The organism is Zobellella sp. DQSA1 (genome assembly GCF_041950555.1).
GTDB lineage: Bacteria > Pseudomonadota > Gammaproteobacteria > Enterobacterales > Aeromonadaceae > Oceanimonas.
Window position 1 is genome coordinate 4,092,501 of the sequence record NZ_CP169531.1, and the last position, 19,132, is coordinate 4,111,632.

General features: G+C 57.2%; 15 protein-coding genes. 3 read left to right on the forward strand and 12 right to left on the reverse strand.

Features of this window, described 5'->3' with window-relative positions:
- Positions 1-161: 161 nt before the first annotated feature.
- Complete coding sequence (locus ACEVBK_RS19445; protein ID WP_375056520.1) at positions 162-1,478, reverse strand: hemolysin family protein; 1,317 nt, start codon at positions 1,476-1,478, stop codon at positions 162-164.
- Positions 1,479-1,865: 387 nt separating this feature from the next.
- Here ACEVBK_RS19445 and ACEVBK_RS19450 point away from each other — a divergent pair, with 387 nt between their 5' ends.
- The 3 genes from ACEVBK_RS19450 to katG all read left to right on the forward strand — a co-directional run bounded on the left by ACEVBK_RS19450 (position 1,866) and on the right by katG (position 8,322).
- A complete protein-coding gene (locus ACEVBK_RS19450; protein ID WP_375056521.1) occupies positions 1,866-2,879 on the forward strand; it encodes a substrate-binding domain-containing protein in 1,014 nt (337 codons plus the stop codon).
- Positions 2,880-2,898: 19 nt separating this feature from the next.
- On the forward strand, positions 2,899-5,958 hold the full coding sequence (locus ACEVBK_RS19455; RefSeq protein WP_375056522.1) for an EAL domain-containing protein: 3,060 nt from the start codon (positions 2,899-2,901) through the stop codon (positions 5,956-5,958).
- A gap of 174 nt (positions 5,959-6,132) precedes the next feature.
- Complete coding sequence (gene katG, locus ACEVBK_RS19460; protein WP_375056523.1) at positions 6,133-8,322, forward strand: catalase/peroxidase HPI; 2,190 nt, start codon at positions 6,133-6,135, stop codon at positions 8,320-8,322.
- A 66-nt stretch (positions 8,323-8,388) separates the two neighbouring features.
- Here katG and glmS read toward each other — a convergent pair whose 3' ends face one another.
- From glmS to atpB, 11 genes are all read right to left on the reverse strand, one after another.
- Positions 8,389-10,221, reverse strand: coding sequence for a glutamine--fructose-6-phosphate transaminase (isomerizing) (gene glmS / locus ACEVBK_RS19465; protein WP_375056524.1), 1,833 nt, complete (start codon positions 10,219-10,221; stop codon positions 8,389-8,391).
- A 10-nt stretch (positions 10,222-10,231) separates the two neighbouring features.
- Positions 10,232-11,002: a DeoR family transcriptional regulator gene (locus tag ACEVBK_RS19470; RefSeq protein ID WP_375056525.1), complete on the reverse strand. Its 771-nt coding sequence runs from the start codon at positions 11,000-11,002 to the stop codon at positions 10,232-10,234.
- Between the two features lie 205 nt (positions 11,003-11,207).
- The gene (gene glmU / locus ACEVBK_RS19475; protein WP_375056526.1) at positions 11,208-12,572 is read right to left on the reverse strand and encodes a bifunctional UDP-N-acetylglucosamine diphosphorylase/glucosamine-1-phosphate N-acetyltransferase GlmU; all 1,365 of its coding nucleotides are present in this window, start codon (positions 12,570-12,572) and stop codon (positions 11,208-11,210) included.
- Positions 12,573-12,676: 104 nt separating this feature from the next.
- A complete protein-coding gene (locus tag ACEVBK_RS19480; RefSeq protein ID WP_202088498.1) occupies positions 12,677-13,102 on the reverse strand; it encodes a F0F1 ATP synthase subunit epsilon in 426 nt (141 codons plus the stop codon).
- 18 nt (positions 13,103-13,120) lie between these two features.
- Positions 13,121-14,509: a F0F1 ATP synthase subunit beta gene (atpD, locus tag ACEVBK_RS19485; RefSeq protein ID WP_375056527.1), complete on the reverse strand. Its 1,389-nt coding sequence runs from the start codon at positions 14,507-14,509 to the stop codon at positions 13,121-13,123.
- A 33-nt stretch (positions 14,510-14,542) separates the two neighbouring features.
- Positions 14,543-15,403, reverse strand: a complete 861-nt coding sequence (gene atpG / locus ACEVBK_RS19490) for a F0F1 ATP synthase subunit gamma (RefSeq protein ID WP_375056528.1) — start codon at positions 15,401-15,403, stop codon at positions 14,543-14,545.
- A gap of 42 nt (positions 15,404-15,445) precedes the next feature.
- The gene (gene atpA, locus ACEVBK_RS19495) at positions 15,446-16,987 is read right to left on the reverse strand and encodes a F0F1 ATP synthase subunit alpha (protein WP_202088504.1); all 1,542 of its coding nucleotides are present in this window, start codon (positions 16,985-16,987) and stop codon (positions 15,446-15,448) included.
- 14 nt (positions 16,988-17,001) lie between these two features.
- Complete coding sequence (atpH, locus tag ACEVBK_RS19500) at positions 17,002-17,532, reverse strand: F0F1 ATP synthase subunit delta (protein ID WP_375056529.1); 531 nt, start codon at positions 17,530-17,532, stop codon at positions 17,002-17,004.
- 13 nt (positions 17,533-17,545) lie between these two features.
- Entirely contained in the window at positions 17,546-18,016 is a 471-nt protein-coding gene (gene atpF / locus ACEVBK_RS19505) for a F0F1 ATP synthase subunit B (RefSeq protein WP_375056530.1), read from the reverse strand.
- Positions 18,017-18,065: 49 nt separating this feature from the next.
- Entirely contained in the window at positions 18,066-18,290 is a 225-nt protein-coding gene (gene atpE / locus ACEVBK_RS19510; RefSeq protein ID WP_071471457.1) for a F0F1 ATP synthase subunit C, read from the reverse strand.
- A 61-nt stretch (positions 18,291-18,351) separates the two neighbouring features.
- Complete coding sequence (gene atpB / locus ACEVBK_RS19515) at positions 18,352-19,131, reverse strand: F0F1 ATP synthase subunit A (RefSeq protein ID WP_375056531.1); 780 nt, start codon at positions 19,129-19,131, stop codon at positions 18,352-18,354.
- Position 19,132: the final 1 nt, after the last annotated feature.

Consider the following 19,132-nt stretch of genomic DNA (forward strand, 5'->3'; position numbering starts at 1 on the left):
AAGCGTTAAAACCGAAGTTTCTTTTTCGCTTGTGACCCGGCGTGTTGCGCCGTGTCAGTGGATGCGCATTATAGGCAGCCGCGCTTTTTGCGCAAGGGCTTTTTTGTGAAAAACATCACTTTTACACTCACCTGAACAAAACTCGAGCATAACGTCGTTTTTTACAGCTTTTTCTCTTCCAAAGCAGGCTCGGATGAGCCAATCCGAGTCACCAGCAACTGATCGATCTTGTAACTGTCGATATCGACGACTTCAAACTTGTACCCTGAGTGCAGTACAAAATCGGTTCGTTTGGGGATCTTGCGCAACATATACATCATAAAGCCGGCAATGGTTTCGTAGTTTTCATCACTGGGAAAACCGTCAATATTCAGTACCCGCATTACATCCTCCAGCGGAGTCAGCCCCTCCACCAGCCAGGAGTTTTCATCCCGGGAAACAATCTGCTCCTCCTGGGTCTGAACCAGCTCTCCCATCACGATACTCATCACGTCCTTCAGGGTGATAATGCCCACCACCAGCGCATACTCGTTCATGATGGTCGCAAAATCCTCGCCCGTGGTTTTGAAATGCTCCAGTACTTCATACATGGAGAGGGTGTCGGGGATGATCAAGGGGGTACGGATGATGCCCTCTTTCTGCAAGGATATAGGCTGCTGGTGCAACACCTGCATCAGGATATCGCGGGAATCCACATAGCCCACCACCCGATCAAGGCTCTCTTCGCAGACCAGAAACTTGGCGTGGGGATGCTCGGCAATTTTAGCCTTGATGCTGTCCTGGCTTTCGGCAAGGGTAAAGAAAATCAGACTCTCGCGAGTTGTCATGGCAGAGGTCACGGTACGCGATTCCATCTCGAACACGTTTTCGATCAAGTGGTGCTCCTGCTCCTGCAGCACCCCCGCCTGAGCCCCGGCATCCATCATGGCGATGATGTCTTCCGGCGTAATTTCGTCATTACGCATGGTTGGTACCCGAAACAGACGGAAAAACAGGTTGGCCAGGCCGTTGAAAAACCAGACCAGCGGCTTGAGCACCACAATGAAGAACCCCATGGGCCTGACTACCGTCACGGCGACGCGCTCCGGCGCTATCATCGCCAGTCGCTTGGGCATCAGATCGGCAAACAGGATAAACAGTGAAGTTACGATAAAGAACGACAGAATAAAGGCTGTTTTATCTACCCAGGCGCCATCGAAGAAGAAGCCGAGTACAGCTTTCGCAAAAGGCGTAAAGGCTGCTTCCCCCAGAATCCCTCCCAGGATGGCCACAGCATTGAGACCGATCTGTACTACGGTAAAAAAGTTACCGGGCTGCTCCTGCAGCAACAGCACTTTCTCGGCATTGGCATCGCCATCAGAGGCCATCAGCCGAAGTTTCATCTTACGGGCTGCCGCCAGGGCAATTTCAGAAATGGAAAAAAACGAGCTGATCGCGACCAACAGCACAATTACCAGCACATGCTCAAACACTGTCATCTTTATTTACTACCGATATAGCCAGGAAGGGATGCCGACACCGAAGAATCGGCGCCCGGCGACAAACGTCTCAATATCATCATACTGAAGAAATGTTCGCCAGAATTATCATAAAACGGCCGTTTTTTCCACTACTGCCTCTTCGGGTACCTAACATATTGTGCTGCCCCCTTCGACAGGAAAGAAACGGCCGCTCTCCGCTCAGGTACCGTGCCAAACAGGACTCAAGCCCGACACCCGGCACAAAGACTCGGGTGAGCTACACTCATTAAAAATAAAAGGTGAGCACACGGATAGATGCCGGTATCGAGTTGGTTTGCCCGCTGGGTAACAATCGTATTACTTTTTTCCTGGCCGGGACATGCCGGACAGCAGGAGTATTGGTCATTGCAGGACTATCTGGCCCGCTTTCCGGAACAGCAGTCACGCATGGCGCCTTTCGTCCAGCGGATCAGGGATCCCGCCATTCGCTGGCAAGGCGGCATCGACCGGCAGGTACAGATCGCCATGATTACCCCCGGCGACCAGGTTTCCGACTATTGGCGCCGTAACAAGCAGAGTATCTCGGCCCGCCTGGACGAAATAGCCCTACCCTACCGGCTCGACTATCATTTCAACTCCCCTCACAGCCCGGTGAGGGAACAGGAGCAGCAACTGGCCGACATACTGGCACAAGATCCCGATTACCTGATCCTCACCCTGGATTCCCGACGCCACCAGGTATTGATAGAGAAATTACTGGCCCGCGGTCGTCCCAAGCTGATACTGCAAAATATCACCACGCCACTGAAACACTGGCAACAGCAGCAACCCCTGCTCTATGTAGGGTTCGACCACGCCCAGGGAACCCATCAGTTGGCAGCCACGCTATCGCAACTAGCCTCCCCTCCGATACATTACCTGATGCTGTACGGAACGCGAGGCCATGTGAGTATGGCCAGGGGAGACGAATTCATCCGGCAGGTATCCGACGATCCTCGTTTTCACCTGCGCCAGCGGGTTTATACGGACCTGGACCCACAAAAAATCGAGTCGGCGGTACTGCAGGCCCTGTCCGACATACCGAACATAAACCTTATCTATGCCAGCACCACCGATATCGCCCTGGCGACAATCCAGGCCCTGAAACAGACCGACAATACCGCCGGGATCATGGTTAACGGCTGGGGTGGAGGACAGGAGGAACTGGCGGCCTTGCAGCAGGGAGATCTGGATCTGACCGTGATGCGGATGAATGATGACAGCGGAGTGGCCATTGCCGAAGCGATTCGCCTCGATTGGGAAGGAAAAGCGGAGCTGATCCCCGGTGTCTATTCAGGTGAATTCGTGATTGTCACCAAAGACACGCCACGGACCGAACTCGAGCGGCTGAAAGCCTATGCATTCCGCTACTCCCGTTAACCCGCCCAAAGCCACTCGCTTGTTGCGACGGATCCTGCTGGCCCTGCTTCCCGCTTTTATGGTCTTGGCCCTGGCATTGCTCGGCCTGACCTACTACAGCTCCTCCCGCATCATGGATGAAAACATACAAGGCCAATTCCAGCAGGCAAAAAGCCGGCTGCAAATCAATCTGGATACCTACCTCAACAGGCTCTATACCCTACTGTCGGCGACGGCCGAACACGCAGGCCTGGCCTCCCTGATGGCAAACGGAGAGCAGGGCGAAGCAGAGGCCGTCTTGCACTCCATCCTGGAAAAGCCCGATGGGGAGCATCTGGATATTCTGATGCTGCTACGCCAGGGTAATGCCTGGCTGAACCTCAACTCCCCCTACTATGATCTGGCACCGCACGAAGCCGTACTGGTTGAAGCCGCCAACCAGGATCAGCAATGGGTTCTGGTTCAACTGGAGCCATCTCCGACCGTCCTGCTGCACCGTTACCCCATCATCGCCAACGATTCGGGGCGGATTGAAGGAAGCCTGCTGGGCGGCGTGGTACTAGACGATAACCTGACACTGCTCAACCTGCTCGGTCAGGGGCTGGAGCAGATGAATATCCGGCTGCTACATCAGGGCAACCTGCTTGGCCCTCCTGCCAGCGGTAATACCCTGGCCCGGGATATACTGAACTCCATACTGGCTGACGCCGCCTCCCAGGGCCAGGTGCGAGACCACCATTTTAGTGCCCAGCCCTTGCAACTGGGTGAGGAAACCACCCTGCAGGCCCTGCTGGTAACGGACAATCAAGCCACCCGACAGCTGCGCCAGGCTTATTGGCATCACGGTCTGCTCGCCCTGGTGCTGGTGTTGGCGGCAGCCCTGCTACCCGCCTTTTACACCATGCGACTGATCGCCGCTCCCCTGGCCCGGCTGACCGACTTTGCCGAACATATCGGCCAGGGTCTGCCGGCACATTTTCAACCGGGACAGATCGCGGAATTCAACTTTCTTGGCCAAAGCCTGGAGGAAATGGTCGAAATTCTGCACAGAAGAGAACGTGAGCTGGCCAACCTGTTCAACTCGGCCAACTCCCTGACCATTATCCTGGACGGGCATAACCGCATCCAGGCCATCAATCCGGCCGCCGTACTGTTATTCGAAGGACACTCCGACGCCGTGATCGGCACCCCACTGTCGGATCACTTCAGCCCGCAACAGCTGGCACCGCTCCATCAGGCTATCTCCCAAGTCACCAGAGGCCATATCATCAGTGGCGTTGAAGCCAGCCTGACCCACGGCAGCAAAGATCGCCAACATCAAATCTGGACCCTGGCGCCGGTATACGAGCAAGATTCGGTAGTTGCGGTACTGGCCCAGGGTCAGGATATCACCCCGCTGAAACAGGCCAGGGCATCCCTGGAGCTCAATGATCTGGTACTGAAGAACATCATGGAGGCCGTGCTTGTCTTCGATCATCGCCTGCGGCTGGTTTACGCCAATCACGCCTTCACCAATATCAGCGGTTACCAGCCGGAGGAAATGCTCCACAAAAAACCCGGGGTTGTACTCCAATTGCAAAGCAGTGATCGACTGCTGATGACCATGTGGCAAACCCTCAATTCGGCAGGCTACTGGCGGGGGGAGGCTTCCGCCCTGCGCAAGGAAGGCATCCCTTATCCGATCTGGCTGTCGGTCACCGCATTGAATACCGCCGAGCCGGGTAAACGGCATTATGTGGCGGTGTTCTCCGATATATCCATGCTCAAGGAAACCCAGAACCAGCTGCAGAGAATGGCACATTATGATCCCCTGACCGGACTGGCCAACCGTACACTGTTCACCGAGCTGTTCCGGCAGGCCCATTCCCGGGCCGAACGTCATTGCGCCAGCATGGCCATGCTGTTTATCGACCTCGACCGCTTCAAACAAATCAACGACAGCCTGGGGCACCAGGTCGGCGATGAATTTCTGCAGATTGCCGCCAAGCGACTCCGCCGCCATAGCCGAAAAGAGGATATTCTCTGCCGCTTTGGCGGTGACGAATTTATCCTGCTGGTGACCAATACCCTTTCATTACAGCAGGCCAGGGCCGCCGCCCAGCGCATCGTCGATGCCTTCGCCAAACCGGTGCTGATCCGGGGGCAAAGTCTCTACACCAGCATCAGCATAGGAGTGGCATTTTACCCCCAGCATGGCACCAGCATGGAAGCCCTGATGCAGCACGCCGACACCGCACTGTATCAGGCCAAGGAAAAAGGACGTAACCAGGTGCAATTGTTCGAAAGCGGCATGAATATTCGCGCCGTGAACATGATGAAGATCAGCGGGGAGCTGCACCAGGCACTGGAAAAGAATCAGATGGTACTGCACTACCAGCCCCAGTTTCGACTGAGTGACGGCAAGATGGTTGGAGTGGAAGCCCTGGTCCGCTGGAACAAGCCCGGAACCGGGTTAATTTATCCCATTGATTTCATTCCCCTGGCGGAACAGACCGGCATGATATTACCCTTGGGTCAGTGGATACTGACTACCGCCTGCCGTCAATTGCAGCGGTGGCATACTGCCGGCCTGGGTTCGATGCGCATGGCCATCAACCTGTCGGCCCGTCAGTTCCGGCAGCCAGGGCTGGTACAGGATATCGCCGTATTGCTCAGAGAGCTGAAACTGGACCCCGCTACGATAGAGCTGGAAATTACCGAAAGCATGCTGATGGAAGAAATGGAAATGGCAGTAGCGACCATGACTTCACTGAACCGGCTGGGCGTCAAACTGGCGATCGATGATTTTGGCACCGGCTATTCATCCCTCGCCTACCTCAAGCGTTTTCCCATCCACCGGCTGAAAATCGACAAGTCTTTTATCCAGGACCTGGCCCGACAGGAGGAAGACACGGCTATCGTCGGCTCCATCATCACCCTGGCCCACAACATGAAGATTGCCGTGATCGCCGAAGGCATAGAAGACGAATACCAACTCCAGCAACTGAGTCGGCAGAGCTGTGATGAAGGCCAGGGCTACTTACTGGCCAAGCCCATGCCGGTCAGTGAAATAGAGCCGCTGTTACTCCAGGATTTTAGATATCCGGCCCTACGGAGCTAGCCTATCCCCCGACCTCCAATCCATAGGTTGCCAACCAGAGCCAAAGTAAAGATCAACTAATTTAGAAAATAACGAATTTTCTGGATAGTCTATCCTCTCAGAAACAAGTTCGACTTACAGGCCCTTTATCTTGGGCTATAAGTAAGAAACCACCCAGTGAAAGGGAAGTTGAGCATGAGTCAGAACAGCACTAGTTCTTCCGGAAAATGCCCCGTCATGCACGGTGGCCATACCGCAACCGGGGCATCCAATATTGATTGGTGGCCCAAGGCACTGAACCTGGACATTCTTCACCAGCATGACACCAAGACCAACCCGCTGGGAGAAAACTTCGATTATGCGGAGGAATTCAAGAAGCTGGATCTGGAAGCGGTCAAGCAGGACCTGCGTGCCCTGATGACCGATAGTCAGGACTGGTGGCCGGCAGACTGGGGCCACTACGGCGGCCTGATGATCCGCATGGCCTGGCACGCTGCCGGTTCTTACCGTATTGCCGATGGCCGGGGTGGTGCCGGTACCGGCAACCAGCGCTTCGCGCCGCTGAACAGCTGGCCGGACAACGTCAACCTCGACAAGGCCCGCCGCCTGCTGTGGCCCATCAAGAAAAAATACGGAAATCGGCTGTCATGGGCCGATCTGCTGATCCTGGCCGGCAATATGGCCTACGAGTCCATGGGCCTGAAAACCTTCGGCTTCGGCGGCGGCCGTGCCGATATCTGGCACCCGGAGAAAGACATTTATTGGGGCTCAGAGAAAGAATGGCTAGAGCCCAGCGGCGGTCCCAACAGCCGCTACTCCGGTGAACGCGACCTGGAAAACCCGTTGGCCGCGGTGATGATGGGACTTATCTACGTTAATCCTGAGGGGGTTGACGGCAATCCGGATCCCTTGCGCACGGCAAAGGACGTACGCGAAACCTTCGCCCGCATGGCCATGAACGACGAAGAGACCGTGGCGCTGACCGCCGGCGGTCATACCGTCGGCAAGACCCACGGCAACGGCAATGCCGAGAACCTGGGGCCTGAGCCCGAAGCGGCCGGTCTGGAAGAACAGGGCCTGGGCTGGAACAACCACAAGACCCGAGGCATTGGCCGCGATACCGTGACCAGCGGCCTAGAGGGCGCCTGGACCACTCACCCGACCCAGTGGGACAACGGTTACTTCAAGATGCTGCTCGAGCACGAGTGGGAACTGAAAAAGAGCCCGGCCGGAGCCTGGCAGTGGGAGCCCGCCGATATCAGGGAAGAAGACAAGCCGGTCGACGTGGAAGATCCGTCCATCCGCCATAATCCCATCATGACCGACGCCGACATGGCGATGAAGATGGACCCGGATTACCGCAAAATTTCCGAGCGCTTCTACCGGGATCCGGAATACTTAGCCGACGTCTTCGCGCGCGCCTGGTTCAAACTCACTCACCGGGACCTGGGCCCAAAGAGCCGTTACCTCGGTCCCGATGTGCCGAAAGAGGACCTCATCTGGCAGGATCCCATCCCCACCGTGGACTACACCCTGAGCGACGCCGACATTGCCGATCTCAAGGCGAAGATCCTGGCCACCGGCCTCGGCATCTCCGAGCTGGTTGCCACCGCCTGGGACAGTGCCCGCACCTTCCGTGGTTCCGACTATAGGGGAGGCGCCAACGGGGCTCGCATCCGGCTGGCACCGCTCAAAGACTGGGAAGGAAACGAGCCCTCCAGATTACACAAGGTGCTGAACGCACTGGAAAAAGTACAGGCAGGGCTGAGCAAGAAGGTGAGCATGGCCGACCTCATCGTGCTGGGCGGTTGCGCGGCAGTGGAAAAGGCGGCCCGTGACGCCGGTGTTGCTATTACCGTGCCCTTTGCCCCGGGCCGTGGCGACGCCAGCGAGGAGATGACCGACCAGGAATCGTTCGCCGTGCTCGAGCCCCTGCATGACGGCTACCGCAACTGGCTGAAACAAGACTATGTGGTCTCCGCCGAAGAGCTGATGCTGGACCGCACCCAGTTGATGGGCCTGACGGCGGCTGAAATGACCGTGCTGGTCGGGGGGATGCGCGTGCTGGGTACCAACCATGGCGGCAGCAAAGACGGTGTTTTCACAGACAGGGTCGGTGTATTGACCAACGACTTCTTCGTCAACCTCACCGACATGAACTACAGCTGGAAGCCGGCCGGCAACAACCATTATGAAGTCCGTGATCGCAAGAGCGGGGCGGCCAGGTGGACGGCAACCCGGGTCGATCTGGTGTTCGGCTCCAACTCGGTGCTGCGTTCCTATGCCGAGGTCTATGCCCAGGACGACGCCAAGGAGAAGTTCGTTGAGGACTTCGTCAAAGCCTGGACCAAGGTGATGAACGCCGATCGTTTCGATCTGAAGTAAGGATCCATGCCGAAAGCGACATGCCGGGGCAAACCCCGGCATGTCGGTTGTCTGATTTTCCGTCCGTTATTCGACGGTCACGCTCTTGGCCAGGTTGCGGGGCTGGTCCACGTCGGTGCCCTTGATCAGGGCCACATAGTAGGACAGCAGCTGCAGCGGTACCGTATAAACGATGGGTGCCACCACTTCGTCCACATGGTTGAGCGACATCACCCGCATAGTGGCATCGCCCTTGAAGCCGGCCTGCTTGTCGGCGAACACATAGAGAATTCCACCCCGGGCACGCACCTCTTCCACGTTGGACTTGAGCTTTTCCAACAGATCGTTGTTGGGCGCCACCACGATGATCGGCATGTCGGCGTCGATCAGCGCCAGCGGGCCATGCTTGAGCTCACCGGCGGCATAGGCCTCGGCATGGATATAGGAAATTTCCTTGAGCTTGAGCGCTCCTTCCATGGCGATGGGATATTGATCCCCCCGGCCCAGGAACAGGCTGTGATGCTTGTCGGCAAACTCTTCCGCCAGAACCTCGATATCCTTGGCAAGGGCCAGGCTCTCACTGATGTGGCCGGGAACGGAACGCAATGCCTTGACCAGCTCGGCTTCGGTCTCGACGCTCATGTTGCCGCGGCAGCGCCCCACCGCCGCCACCAGCATCAGCAGGCCGGCCAGTTGGGTGGTGAAAGCCTTGGTGGAGGCTACCCCGATCTCGGCACCGGCCCGGGTCATAAAGGCCAGATCGGATTCCCGCACCAGGGAAGAGCCGGGCACGTTGCAAATGGCCAGGCTGCTCATAAAGCCGGATTCCTTGGCCAGGCGCAGTGCGGCCAGGGTATCCGCGGTTTCACCGCTCTGGGACAGGGTAATCAGCAAGCTGTTCGGACGCACTACCGACTTGCGATAGCGGAACTCGGAAGCGATTTCGATATCACAGGACACGCCGGCCAGGGCCTCGAACCAGTACTTGGCCACCATGCCGGAATGATAGGAAGTACCGCAGGCGATGATCTGAATATGCTCGACTTGTTCGAAGATGGTCCGGGCACCGTTACCGAATGACTCCACCACTACCGCCGACTCGGTGATACGCCCTTCCAGGGTGTCGGTAATGGCCTTCGGCTGCTCATGGATTTCCTTGAGCATATAGTGACGGTATTCGCCCTTGTCGCCCGCATCGTGGGAGACCTCGGATTCCAGCTCGTCGCGCACCACCGGGTTGCCCTTCACATCGAAGATGCGGATATCGCGACGGGTCACTTCGGCCACATCCCCTTCTTCCAGGAACATGAAACGGCGGGTAACCGGCAGCAGCGCCAGTTGGTCGGAGGCGATAAAGTTCTCTCCCAGCCCCAGCCCGATCACCAGCGGCGAGCCGGAGCGGGCCACCACCAGCCGGGACGGATCCCGGGTATCCATCAGCACGGTACCGTAGGCGCCGCGCAGCGCCTTGACCGCGGTTTGCAGGGCGGCCAACAGCGAATCGCAGTGTTGGCGGTGATAATGCACCAGGTGAGCAATCACTTCGGTATCGGTGTCGGACACGAATTCGTACCCCTTGGCCTGCAGTTCGACCCGCAGCTCCTCGTGGTTTTCGATGATGCCGTTGTGCACCACGGTAATATGGCCTGACACATGGGGATGGGCATTGCGCTCGGACGGCTCGCCGTGGGTGGCCCAGCGGGTATGGGCAATACCGGTACCACCGGCCAGCGGTTGTTCGTTCAGGGCGTCGACCAGGGCCTGCACCTTGCCCAGCCGGCGCAGCCGGCCCAGTTCGCCGGCACCATCGATAATGGCCACACCGGCCGAGTCATAGCCCCGGTATTCCAGGCGGCGCAAGCCTTCCACCAGTATTTCCGCCACGTCCCGCTGGGCTACCGCCCCTACAATTCCGCACATAGTCAAATCCTCAGCATTCGGGAGCAATAACCAGGTTAATGCCCTTCCGTTCAAGTTGTTGTTGATCGTCGGCCGACAGGCCGTCGTCGGTAATAAGGGTGTGGATCGCCGCCCAGGGCAGCTCCAGGTTGGGAATCTTGCGGCCGACCTTGTCCGACTCCACCATCACCACCACTTCCCGGGCCACCTCCGCCATGACCCGCGACAGGCCGGTCAGTTCGTTAAAAGTGGTGGTGCCCCGGCCGATGTCGATACCATCGGCACCGATAAACAGCTGGTCGAAATCGTAGGAACGCAATACCTGTTCCGCCACCTGCCCCTGGAACGACTCGGAATTGGGATCCCAGGTCCCCCCGGTCATCAGCAGGGTCGGCTCAGGCTCCAATTCACGCAGGGCATTGGCGATATTGAGTGAGTTAGTCATCACTATCAGTCCATGCTTATGCCCCAGCGCCCCCAGCAACGCGGCCGTGGTGCTGCCACTGTCGATGATAATGCGGTTATGCTCGCGGATCCGCGCCGCCGCCGCCCGGGCGATGGCTTGCTTGCGCTTGGACACCGGCTCGCCCGCGGGCTCGGCGACCATTTCCTTGGGTACCGTGACGGCACCACCGTAACGACGCAGCAACTGGCCGCTCTTCTCCAGTGCCGCCAGATCCTTGCGGATGGTCACTTCCGAGGTCTCGAAGTGGCGAGCCAGTTCATCCACCGTGACTTCTCCCTGCTCGTTGAGCAGGGTCATGATGATATGGCGGCGCTGTTGGGTATTACGTTTCGACATGGTTACTTTAAATTTCGAATCGAAACATAATGCTAGCAGATCAAAAGATAGTGGATCAACTAAAAGAAAGCTGGAAGCAATCAGCTGCCCGAGTTGCTGGCTGGTAGCGGCGTATGGTTAACGTGTCGAAGTGATAGCGGGATCAAAAAACGCGGCTGTGGAATCGCAGCCGCGCCGGTCTTCCTTCAAGCTGACCGCTTAACGCTTACGGCTTCTTTTTAACCGGTCGGGGCCAGTTGGGGACATGCCGCTGGGGCACCCGCGTTATCACCAGCTCCGCCTCGGCCACATCCTTGGTAACGGTGGAGCCGGCCCCCAGAGTCGCGTTTTTGCCGATGCGTACCGGCGCCACCAACTGGGTATCGGAGCCGACAAAGACGCCGTCTTCGATGATGGTCTGGAACTTGTTCACCCCGTCATAGTTGCAGGTAATAGTGCCGGCGCCGATGTTCACCTTGGCGCCGATCTCCGCATCGCCCAGGTAACTCAGGTGGCCAGCCTTGGAGCCCTTGCCCAGCCGGGCCTTCTTCATTTCCACGAAATTGCCCACATGGGCATCCTCGGCCAGTACGGTACCGGGGCGCAACCGGGCGAAGGGACCGGCGCTGCTGGCCGTCCCCAGCTCGGCGCCCTCGACGATGGAGTAAGGCTTCACTTCGGCGTCATCGCCGATGGTACAGTCCTTGAGGATAACGCCGGCACCGATGGTCACCCGGTTACCGAGGCGGACCTCGCCTTCGATAATCACGTTCACGTCAATCACCACTTCCTCACCCACACTCAGGGTGCCACGCAGATCGAAACGGGCCGGATCCAGCAGGGTCACTCCCTCCCGCATCAGCCGCTCCGCCTGCATCTGCTGATAGGCCCGCTCCAGCCCGGCCAGTTGCAACCGGTCGTTGGCCCCCTCCACCTCGGCACAACCAGACGGATGTACGGTGGCAATATCACAGCCCTCGGCATGGGCCATGGCGAAGATGTCGGTCAGGTAGTATTCACCCTGGGCATTGTCACTATCGAGTCGGCCCAGCCAGCGCTTGAGCTGGCCGGCTTCGGCCACCAGTACCCCGGTATTGACTTCATCGATGGCCAGTTGCTCGGCAGAGGCGTCTTTCTGTTCTACGATACCAGTCACCTTACCGTTTTCCCGCACGATGCGGCCATAGCCGGCAGGATTATCCAGCTTCACCGTCAGCAGGGCGATACCGTCTTTCGGATAGGCGGCCAGCAACCGGCTCAGGGTCTCGGCCTGCAGCAGGGGGGTATCACCATAGAGCACCAGCACCTTGTCGCCATCGGCAAGGTGCGGCAGCGCCACCGCCACCGCATGGCCGGTGCCCAGTTGCTCGGCCTGATGCACCCAATTGATGCCGGGCTCGTCGAGCCTGGCCTTGAGCTGGTTGGCGCCGTGACCATACACCAGGTGAATGCCGTCCACGTCGCAGGCCCTGGCTACCGCCAGCACGTGGCTGACCATGGGTTTGCCCGCCACCGGATGCAATACCTTGGGCAGGGAGGAACGCATGCGGGTGCCCTTGCCCGCCGCCAGAATAACCGCCTGAGTACGCATAAGTCTGATAATCCCATCTCTGTTTGCTGAGTTTTGCTGCAGACTATTCTGATTTTTTTATAAAAAAAAAGCGACCCTGAGGTCGCTTTTTCAACACGGTAGTTTTACCGCACATTCTGCTTAAGCAACTGCAGCACACGCAGTTTCGCCATAGCCCGGGCCAGATCGGCGGCCGCTTCTGCATAGTCCACATCGTGAGAGGAATTCTGCAGTTTGGCTTCCGCCGCTCGTTTGGCTTCTTCGGCCTTGGCTTTATCCAGATCTTCGGCGCGAATAGCAGTGTCGGCCAGAACCATCACACTGCTGCCCAGTACTTCCAGCATGCCGCCGGAAACGTACAGGACTTCTTGTTTGCCGGCCTTGGTCACGTACTGCACCAGGCCGGGACGAATGGACGTCAACAAGGGGGCATGTCCGTAACGGATCCCCAATTCACCCTCAGAGCCGGAGACAGTCACCGCGCTGACAGAGCCGGAGTACAAACGCTCCTCGGCACTGACAATATCCAGGTGAAAGCTATAATCAGCCATCAGGTCCTCCTTCGAGGCTTACAGTTTCTTGGCTTTTTCGACCACTTCGTCGATGGAGCCAACCATGTAGAACGCCTGCTCGGGCAACGAATCGTAGTCACCGTCCAGAATGCCTTTGAAACCACTGATGGTATCCTTCAGTGACACATACTTACCGGGAGAACCGGTGAATACTTCGGCCACGAAGAACGGCTGGGACAGGAAACGCTCGATTTTACGGGCACGGGCTACAGTCAGCTTGTCGTCTTCGGACAGTTCGTCCATCCCGAGGATGGCGATGATGTCTTTCAGCTCTTTATAGCGCTGCAGTACGGTCTGTACGCCACGGGCAACGGAGTAGTGCTCTTCACCGACCACCTGCGGATCCAGCTGACGGCTGGTGGAATCCAGCGGGTCAACGGCCGGGTAGATACCCAGGGCAGCGATCTGACGGCTCAGTACCACGGTCGCGTCCAAGTGAGCGAAGGTGGTGGCCGGAGACGGATCGGTCAAGTCATCCGCAGGCACGTAAACGGCCTGTACGGAGGTGATGGAGCCGGTCTTGGTGGAGGTGATCCGCTCTTGCAGCACACCCATTTCTTCCGCCAGGGTCGGCTGGTAACCTACTGCAGAGGGCATACGGCCCAGCAGTGCGGATACCTCAGTACCGGCCAGGGTGTAACGGTAGATGTTGTCCACGAAGAACAGTACGTCACGGCCTTCGTCACGGAACTTCTCGGCCATGGTCAGGCCGGTCAGGGCCACACGCAGACGGTTACCGGGCGGCTCGTTCATCTGACCGTAAACCAGGGAGACCTTGTCCAGTACGTTGGACTCGGTCATCTCGTGGTAGAAGTCGTTACCTTCACGAGTCCGCTCACCCACACCGGCAAACACGGAATAACCGCTGTGCTCGATGGCGATGTTACGGATCAGTTCCATCATGTTGACGGTCTTGCCTACACCGGCACCACCGAACAGACCCACCTTGCCGCCCTTGGCGAACGGGCATACCAGGTCGATAACCTTGATGCCGGTTTCCAGCAGTTCGGTGCTGTTGGACTGCTCTTCGTAGCTGGGAGCTTCGCGGTGGATGGACCAGCGCTCTTCTTCACCCACAGGACCTTTTTCGTCGATGGGGTTACCCAGTACATCCATGATCCGACCCAGGGTTTGCACGCCTACCGGCACCTTGATCGGGTTATGGGTGTTTTCGATTTCCAGACCACGGCGCAGGCCGTCGGAGGAACCCATGGCGATACAGCGCACTACGCCACCGCCGATTTGCTGCTGAACTTCCAGAACCAGACCCTGGCCCTGTCCTTCAGTCGTGATCTTCAGCGCATCGTATACGTGGGGCACCGCATCTTGCGGGAATTCCACATCCACTACCGCGCCGATGATTTGGACTATGATACCCTTACTCATGTCAAATCCTCTAAACCTTTGAATACCCTTGCCTTATACGGCACCGGCCCCGGCAACAATCTCACTCAGCTCCTGGGTAATCGCAGCCTGACGGGCCTTGTTGTATACCAGTTGCAGATCGTTGATCAGGTTGCCGGCGTTGTCGGTGGCGGCTTTCATCGCGACCATCCGCGCCGCCTGTTCACTGGCCAGGTTTTCTACCACGCCCTGGTACACCTGTGACTCCACAAAACGCACCAGCAGCTTGTCCAGCAGCGATTTGGGATCAGGTTCATAGATGTAATCCCAGCTGTGGCTGGCCACGCTTTCTTCCGATGCAGGCAAAGGCAACAGTTGATCGACCTGGGGTTTCTGTACCATGGTGTTTTCAAACTTGTTGTACACCAGATACAGCCTGTCAATCTCACCGTTATCGTACGCCTCCAGCATGACATTGACGGAGCCGATCAGCTCGCCGAGGGAAGGGTTATCGCCCAATCCCGTCGCCTGCGCGATCACCTTGCCGCCATAGCGGTTGAAAAAGCTCACCGCCTTGCTGCCGATAAGGCCCAGGTCAATACCCACGCCCTTGTCGGACCATGCCTTCATTTCGTTCATGGCGGCCTTGAACAGGTTAATGTTCAAACCACCACAGAGACCCCGATCGGTAGAGATGATAATAAACCCAACGCGTTTGACCTCGCGGTCTTCCAGATAGGGGTGCTTGTATTCCAAGTTCCCCTGCGCGATGTGGCCGATCACCTTGCGTATGGTTTCAGCGTATGGGCGGCTGTGAGCCATCCGATCCTGCGCTCTGCGCATTTTCGAGGCGGCCACCATTTCCATAGCGCTGGTGATCTTCTGAGTGTTTTTCACACTCCCGATCTTGCTACGTATTTCTTTTGCGCCGGCCATGTCGCTTCTCCAATTCAGGTGGCAGCGGCTGCTGCCACATGGTTACCAGGACTGGGTAGCCTTGAAGCTATCCAGCAACGCAGTCAGCTGGGCTACAACGTCTTTGTTGTAGTCGGCTTTCTCGTTGACCTCCGCCATCACGGCGGCATGTTCTGAATTGGCATAAGCGAGCAGGGCGGCTTCGAACGTAGTGATGAGTTTGAGGTCAACATCATCCAGGTAGCCGTTTTCGGCGGCGAACAGCACCAGGGCTTGCTCGGCCACGGACATGGGACGGTATTGCTTCTGTTTCATCAGTTCGGTCACTTTCTGACCGTGGCTCAGCTGTTTGCGGGTCGCTTCGTCCAGATCGGAAGAGAACTGGGCAAAGGCCGCCAGTTCGCGGTACTGAGCCAGGGCGGTACGGATACCACCGGACAGTTTCTTCACGATCTTGGTCTGGGCCGCACCACCTACCCGGGATACGGAGATACCCGGATCAACCGCCGGACGAATACCGGAGTTGAACAGCTCGGTGGTCAGGAAGATCTGACCGTCGGTGATGGAGATCACGTTGGTCGGTACGAACGCAGACACGTCGCCGGCCTGGGTTTCGATGATCGGCAGTGCGGTCAGTGAACCGGTCTGGCCTTTCACTTCACCCTTGGTGAACTTCTCTACATAGTCGGCGGACACGCGGGACGCACGCTCCAGCAGACGGGAGTGCAGGTAGAACACATCACCGGGGTAAGCTTCACGGCCCGGCGGGCGGCGCAGCAGCAGGGAGATCTGACGGTAGGCAACGGCCTGCTTGGACAGGTCATCGTACACGATCAGGGCATCTTCACCGCGGTCACGGAAGAATTCACCCATGGCACAACCGGAGTAAGGCGCCAGGTATTGCAGGGCGGCAGACTCGGAAGCAGATGCCACCACCACTATGGTGTTGGCCAGGGCGCCGTGCTCTTCCAGCTTGCGTACCACGTTGGAGATGGTAGACGCCTTCTGGCCGATGGCCACGTACACACACTTAATGCCGGAGTCTTTCTGGTTGATGATGGCATCGACGGCCAGGGCGGTTTTACCTACCTGACGGTCACCGATGATCAACTCACGCTGGCCACGACCGATGGGGATCATGGCGTCAACGGCTTTATAACCGGTTTGCACCGGCTGATCGACCGACTGACGGTCGATAACGCCCGGGGCGATCACTTCTACCGGAGAGAAGGTATCGGCTTCGATGGCGCCTTTACCGTCGATCGGCTCACCCAGGGTGTTGACCACCCGGCCCAGCAGGTTGCGGCCTACCGGCACTTCCAGGATACGACCGGTGGACTGAACCTTCATGCCTTCGGTCAGGTCCGCGTAAGGACCCATGACCACGGCACCCACGGAGTCGCGCTCAAGGTTCAATGCCAGGGCGTAACGACCACCCGGCAGTTCAATCATTTCACCTTGCATGATGTCAGCAAGGCCGTGAACACGAATGATGCCATCGCCCACGGAGACGATGGTACCTTCGTTTCGTGCTTCACTGACAACATTGAATTGCTCGATACGCTGTTTTATCAGCTCGGCAATTTCAGTTGAATTCAGTTGCATGCTCTATTCCCCAATCAAGATTGCAGCGTTTCAGCCAAGCGGGACAGTCGGCCCCGAACACTTCCGTCGATAACCATGTCGCCGGCTTTGATGATGATGCCGGCCATCAGGCTCTTATCGACGCTGCAATTCAGCTTCACCTTGCGCCCGAGGCGCTTTTCCAGGGAAGCCTGAATCTTGGCCATTTGTTGCTTGGTCAGTTTGGCAGCGGAAACCACGTCGGCTTCCACTTCCTGGTCCAGTTCCGCCTTCATCAAGGCGAATTCCTGCACCACTGCCGGCAACACACTCAAGCGTCCGTTTGCGGCCATCACCTTAATCAGGTTCTGGCCTTGCTCATCGAGCTGTTCGCCACAGACAGCCAAAAACACCCCGGCCATCTTTTCCGCGTTCAGATCGCTGCTGAGCACGTGGGCCATGTTCTGATTTTGCGCCACTTCGGCAGCAAAAGTCAGCATGGTCAACCAGTTCTCAACCGCGTTTTTCTCAACGGCAAAATCGAAAGCTGCTTTGGCATAGGGGCGAGCAATGGTTTTCATTTCCATAGCTCTATGTCCCTTACAGTTCAGCTACTACTTTCTCAACAATGTCGCTGTTGGCAGCGGCATCAATATGACGCTCGAGGATCTTCTCTGCACCCACCAGGGCAAGAGCAGCAACCTGCTTACGCAGTTCCTCTTTGACACGGTTACGTTCGGCGTCAATTTCCGCCTGGGCTTGTGCCAGAATCTTTTCACGCTCGGCCTGGGCCTCACGCGTTGCATCCTCGATGATCTGGGCCTTGCGCTTGTTCGCCAGCTCAACGATTTGAGCGGACTGCAGCTTGGCTTCCTTCAACTGTTCGGTTGCATTGTTTTGCGCCAGGGCCAGATCTTTCTTGGCCCGCTCGGCTGAGGACAGGCCTTCAGCGATTTCTTTCTGGCGACTTTCGATGGCTGCCATGATGGGCGGCCACACGAACTTCATGCAGAACCAAACGAACAGGATAAACGCGATCGTTTGACCGAGGATTGTTGCGTTCATATTCATCGCAACGCTCCTTTAAAATGGTTAGCAGACTGATTGATAGACCGGGCCATTAGGCTACGGCGAAGATCAGGTACAGAGCCATACCAACGGTGATCATGGGGATGGCGTCAACCAGACCAACCACGATAAAGAAGTTGCCGCGCAGGGCAGGCAGCATGTCCGGCTGGCGCGCGGCACTTTCCAGGAACTTGCCACCCAGCATAGAAATACCGATAGCACCACCGATAGAAGCCAGACCCAGCATAAGAGCGGCAGCGATGAAAATCATTTCCATTTTTTTTCTCCAATTGTTAGCGGTTAGAACGACAGCTTGTTAATATTTTGTTATCTTTTTATTAATGCTCTTCATAGGCCATCGACAGGTAGACGACGGTCAGAATCATGAAGATGAAAGCCTGCAGGGTGATAACCAGGATGTGGAAAATCGCCCAAGGCACATTAAGGACCCATTGAGACCACCACGGCAGCAGACCGGCGATGAGGATGAAGATCATCTCACCGGCATACATGTTGCCGAACAGACGCAGACCCAGCGAAATGGGCTTGGCGATCATGGACACGGTCTCAAGCACCAAGTTAACGGGGATCATGGACCAGTGGTTCAGCGGTTGCATGGTCAGCTCTTTAACAAAGCCGGACACGCCCTTCATCCTGATGCTGTAGAAAATGATCAGGAAGAAGACACCGAACGCCATGGACATGGTGATGTTAACATCGGCGGAAGGAACAACCCTCAGGTAGGGAACGCCCAGCAATTGAGCGCCATAGGGAAGATAGTCGACCGGGATAAGGTCCATCAAGTTCATCAGGAAGACCCAGACAAAAATGGTCAGCGCCAGGGGCGCAATCAACGCACTCTTGCCATGGAATACGTCCTTGACGGATTTATCCACGAATTCAACCAGCAACTCAACGGCACACTGCAGCTTGCCCGGAACTCCACTGGTTGCACGAGATGCAACCCTGCTGAAGCCCCACAAGAACAGCATTCCCAGGACAACGGAAACAAGCAAAGAATCGATATTTAACGCCCAAAATCCCGAACCGATCTGCAGGTGTTGCAGGTGGTGAGAGATATAACCCTGGGAAGTTAAGACATCTCCTGTTGCAGCCATG

Excerpts from the sequence above, each read along its gene's own strand:
- atpB (WP_375056531.1), bottom strand. The coding sequence starts at position 19,131 with ATGGCTGCAACAGGAGATGTCTTAACTTCCCAGGGTTATATCTCTCAC.
- atpE (WP_071471457.1), bottom strand. The coding sequence starts at position 18,290 with ATGGAAATGATTTTCATCGCTGCCGCTCTTATGCTGGGTCTGGCTTCT.
- atpD (WP_375056527.1), bottom strand. The coding sequence starts at position 14,509 with ATGAGTAAGGGTATCATAGTCCAAATCATCGGCGCGGTAGTGGATGTG.
- atpH (WP_375056529.1), bottom strand. The coding sequence starts at position 17,532 with ATGGAAATGAAAACCATTGCTCGCCCCTATGCCAAAGCAGCTTTCGAT.
- atpA (WP_202088504.1), bottom strand. The coding sequence starts at position 16,987 with ATGCAACTGAATTCAACTGAAATTGCCGAGCTGATAAAACAGCGTATC.
- ACEVBK_RS19470 (WP_375056525.1), bottom strand. The coding sequence starts at position 11,002 with ATGTCGAAACGTAATACCCAACAGCGCCGCCATATCATCATGACCCTG.
- ACEVBK_RS19480 (WP_202088498.1), bottom strand. The coding sequence starts at position 13,102 with ATGGCTGATTATAGCTTTCACCTGGATATTGTCAGTGCCGAGGAGCGT.
- atpG (WP_375056528.1), bottom strand. The coding sequence starts at position 15,403 with ATGGCCGGCGCAAAAGAAATACGTAGCAAGATCGGGAGTGTGAAAAAC.
- atpF (WP_375056530.1), bottom strand. The coding sequence starts at position 18,016 with ATGAATATGAACGCAACAATCCTCGGTCAAACGATCGCGTTTATCCTG.
- glmS (WP_375056524.1), bottom strand. The coding sequence starts at position 10,221 with ATGTGCGGAATTGTAGGGGCGGTAGCCCAGCGGGACGTGGCGGAAATA.
- katG (WP_375056523.1), top strand. The coding sequence starts at position 6,133 with ATGAGTCAGAACAGCACTAGTTCTTCCGGAAAATGCCCCGTCATGCAC.
- glmU (WP_375056526.1), bottom strand. The coding sequence starts at position 12,572 with ATGCGTACTCAGGCGGTTATTCTGGCGGCGGGCAAGGGCACCCGCATG.
- ACEVBK_RS19445 (WP_375056520.1), bottom strand. The coding sequence starts at position 1,478 with ATGACAGTGTTTGAGCATGTGCTGGTAATTGTGCTGTTGGTCGCGATC.